This window comes from Amycolatopsis kentuckyensis (assembly GCF_002155975.1).
Lineage (GTDB): Bacteria > Actinomycetota > Actinomycetes > Mycobacteriales > Pseudonocardiaceae > Amycolatopsis > Amycolatopsis kentuckyensis.
Genome location: NZ_MUMI01000503.1, coordinates 1 through 2,917 on the forward strand (window position 1 = coordinate 1; position 2,917 = coordinate 2,917).

The 2,917-nt window shown below is 73.7% G+C and carries 3 protein-coding genes; 1 reads left to right on the forward strand and 2 read right to left on the reverse strand.

Annotation, left to right across the window (positions count from 1 at the left end):
- The coding region (locus CCN39_RS38905; RefSeq protein WP_086850934.1) for an MFS transporter at positions 1–1,248 on the reverse strand (1,248 nt) is incomplete at its 3' end.
- Positions 1,249–1,356: 108 nt separating this feature from the next.
- Between CCN39_RS38905 and CCN39_RS38910 the strand changes: the two genes are divergently transcribed.
- Positions 1,357–2,304, forward strand: coding sequence for an Lrp/AsnC family transcriptional regulator (locus CCN39_RS38910; RefSeq protein WP_086850930.1), 948 nt, complete (start codon positions 1,357–1,359; stop codon positions 2,302–2,304).
- A gap of 5 nt (positions 2,305–2,309) precedes the next feature.
- Here the strand turns inward: CCN39_RS38910 and CCN39_RS38915 are convergent, their stop codons facing one another.
- A complete protein-coding gene (locus tag CCN39_RS38915; RefSeq protein WP_086850932.1) occupies positions 2,310–2,486 on the reverse strand; it encodes a zf-HC2 domain-containing protein in 177 nt (58 codons plus the stop codon).
- Between the last annotated feature and the right edge of the window lie 431 nt (positions 2,487–2,917).

Here is a 2,917-nt window from a genome sequence, read left to right on the forward strand (position 1 = left end):
GCCGAGCGCCGCGGCCGCCGTGCCGGTGCCGAGGTAGAGGCCGCCGAGGAGAGCGACGCCGAGGGTGCCGCCGAGCTGCTGCACGGCGTTGAGCAGCCCGGCGGCCGAGCCCGTCTCGTGCGGCCGGACCCGGTGGAGCGCCGCGGTGAAGAACGGCACCGTGAACGTCCCCATCCCGAGCCCGCACAGCCCCAGCGCCCACGGGTACGCGCCCACCCCGCCGGCCTCCATGGCGAGCAGCCCGGTCAGCAGGAGCGCCAGCCCGGCGAACATCACCCGGGAGCCGAACTTCGGCACCAGCCAGGCGCCGGCGGCGTACGACGACACCGCGAGGCCGACCGAGAGCGGCAGCAGCGTCAGGCCCGCGGTCCGAACGTCGGCGCCGAGCCCGAGCTGCAGCTGCATGGGCACGACCTGCATCAGGCCGGTCATCACCGCGAAGAACAGCAGTGACCCGGCGAGCGCGGCGGGGAACCCGCGGTGGGCGAACAGGCTCGGCTCGACCAGTGGCGCGGCCGCACGACGCTGCTGGAAGCCGAAGACGATCAGCAGCACGGCGCCGGCCGCGAGCAGGGCCCCGTTCGTCCCCGCCGGGTCGATCAGCGGGTAGACGAGCAGCCCGGCCCCGGCGACGACGAGCGCGGTGCCGGTGAGGTCCAGCCGGGGCCGGGTGGCGGCCCGGTCCTCCCGCAGCAGCCGCGCGGCGAGCAGCACCGCGAGCCCGAGCGGGACGTTCACGAGGAACGCCGCCCGCCAGGAGACCGCCTGCGTCAGCAGCCCGCCGAGCAGCGGGCCGGTGACCGCGGACAGGCCCATCACCGGGCCGATGGTGCCCAGGGCCTTCGCGAGCTCGTCGCCGTCGAAGAGGGCGCGGATGAGGCCGATGGTCTGCGGGATGACCAGCGCGGCCGCCGCGCCCTGGACCGCGCGTGCCCCGATCAGGACCCCGGCGTCCTGGGCGGCCGCGCAGCCGAGCGACGCGAGCACGAAGCCCGCCACGCCGAGCTTGAACACCTTGGCCCGGCCGAGGATGTCGCCGAGCCGTCCGCCGGTGATCAGGAAGGCGGCGAACGGCAGCGTGTAGGCGGCGCTGAACCACGGGATGTCGGCGGCCGGGCCGGGCAGGTCGGCGTGGATGGCGGGGCCGGCGACCTGGACGATCGTCGCGTCGAGCAGGTTCATGGCCTCGGCGACGAGCAGCACGGCCAGTGCGGCCCAGCGCCGCCGGTGACGCGTCATGGTGGGCACGGGAGCTCCTTTCGTTCGGCGCCCACCCTGACCTTCACGCCGCGGCTCGTTCCAGCTACCGTCGTCAGCTAGCAGATTTCTTCCATCTGTCGAGCCGGGATGAGGGATATGACCACGCTGGACGCCGTCGATCGCGCGGTGATCCACGCGCTGCACCTCGACGGGCGGGCGCCGTTCACGAAGATCGGGGACGTCCTCGGCGTCTCGACGCAGACGGTGGCGCGGCGCTACCGCCGTCTTCGGGCCGAGGCGTCGCTTCGCGTCGTGGGCCTGCCGGACCCGCAGCGGGCCGGCCAGGCCGAGTGGATGGTCCGCCTGACGGCGACGCCGCACACGGCGCAGGACCTCGCCCAGGCGCTGGCCCGCCGCGCGGACACGGCGTGGATCAAGCTGATGTCGGGCGGCACGGAGATCTGCGTGAACGTCCACACGCCGGCGGCGAGCGACCACGCGCTGCTGCTGCGGGACATCCCGCGCACGGCGAGCGTCACGGCGGTGTCGGCGCACCAACTGCTGCACCGCTACTTCGGCGGCCCGACGGCGTGGCTGGGCCGGGCCAACGCCCTCGACGCGGCCCAGATCGCGGCACTCACCCCGGTTCGTTCCGGCTCGGGCAAGCCGCTGACCAGCGACGACGCCGCTTTGCTGGCGGCGTTGCAGCGCGACGGCCGCGCGAGCCTGGCCGAGCTGGCGACGGCGACGGGCTGGTCGGCGGCGACCGTCGCGCGGCGCCTGGCCGACCTCCAGGCGGGCGGCACGGTGTTCTTCGACCTGGAGATCGACCCGGAACCGCTGGGCGCGACGACGCAGGCGCTGCTGTGGATGGCGGTGGCACCGGCCCAGCTGGACCGGGTGGCGCGGACGCTGGCGACCCACGCGGAGCTCGCGCTCGTGGCCGCGACGACGGGGCCGGCGAACCTGGTGGCGCAGGCGCTCTGCCCGGACGCGGCGGCGCTGCACCACTACCTGACGCACCGGCTGGGGGCGCTGGACGCCATCCGGACGCTGGAGACGGCGCCGGTGCTGCGGACGGTGAAGGCGGCCGCCTCGCGGTGAGCGTCCTAAGTGGACTTCACTTCGACCAGGTGGTCGAGCAGGCCGCGGACGGCTTCGAACTCCCGGACCTCCTGGCGGCAGTCCGGGCACGCCGCGAGGTGCCGCTCGACCCGTTCCGCCTCGGCGGCGTCGAGCAACCCCAGGCTGTACGCCCCGAGGTCGGTCCGGTCGTACCGGCCCATGGATCGCGTCTCCGTTTCCGCGTCCCGTGAGGAACGCCCGCACTACCCGATGCCTCCAGGGTCCTGAGACGGACGCGCCATCGGCGAAGTTCCGCGGATTTCTACCCGAACGGCCGACAACTTCGGAGGGCGAACAGCCCATGTGAGTGACAGCGATGGTCACGCATTTCACCCGTCCGAACACGGAAAGCTTTTGTGGCACGAACTTCGCCGATTCGGCGTCATGGGTCCCCGGCTCGCCCGTCGGACTGGCGTCGGACCGGGATTTCCCGTTTCGACCTGGGCATGAAGGCGATCCGAAACGAGGAGAGCGATGACCGTACGGAGCCACCGGGCGGACGACGTCGTGGACGAGGTCGGGGTGTGGCTGGCCGGGGAGTTCGCGGGGCGGCTCCCCGCCTCGGAGATCGACCGCGTCGTCCGGACGACGC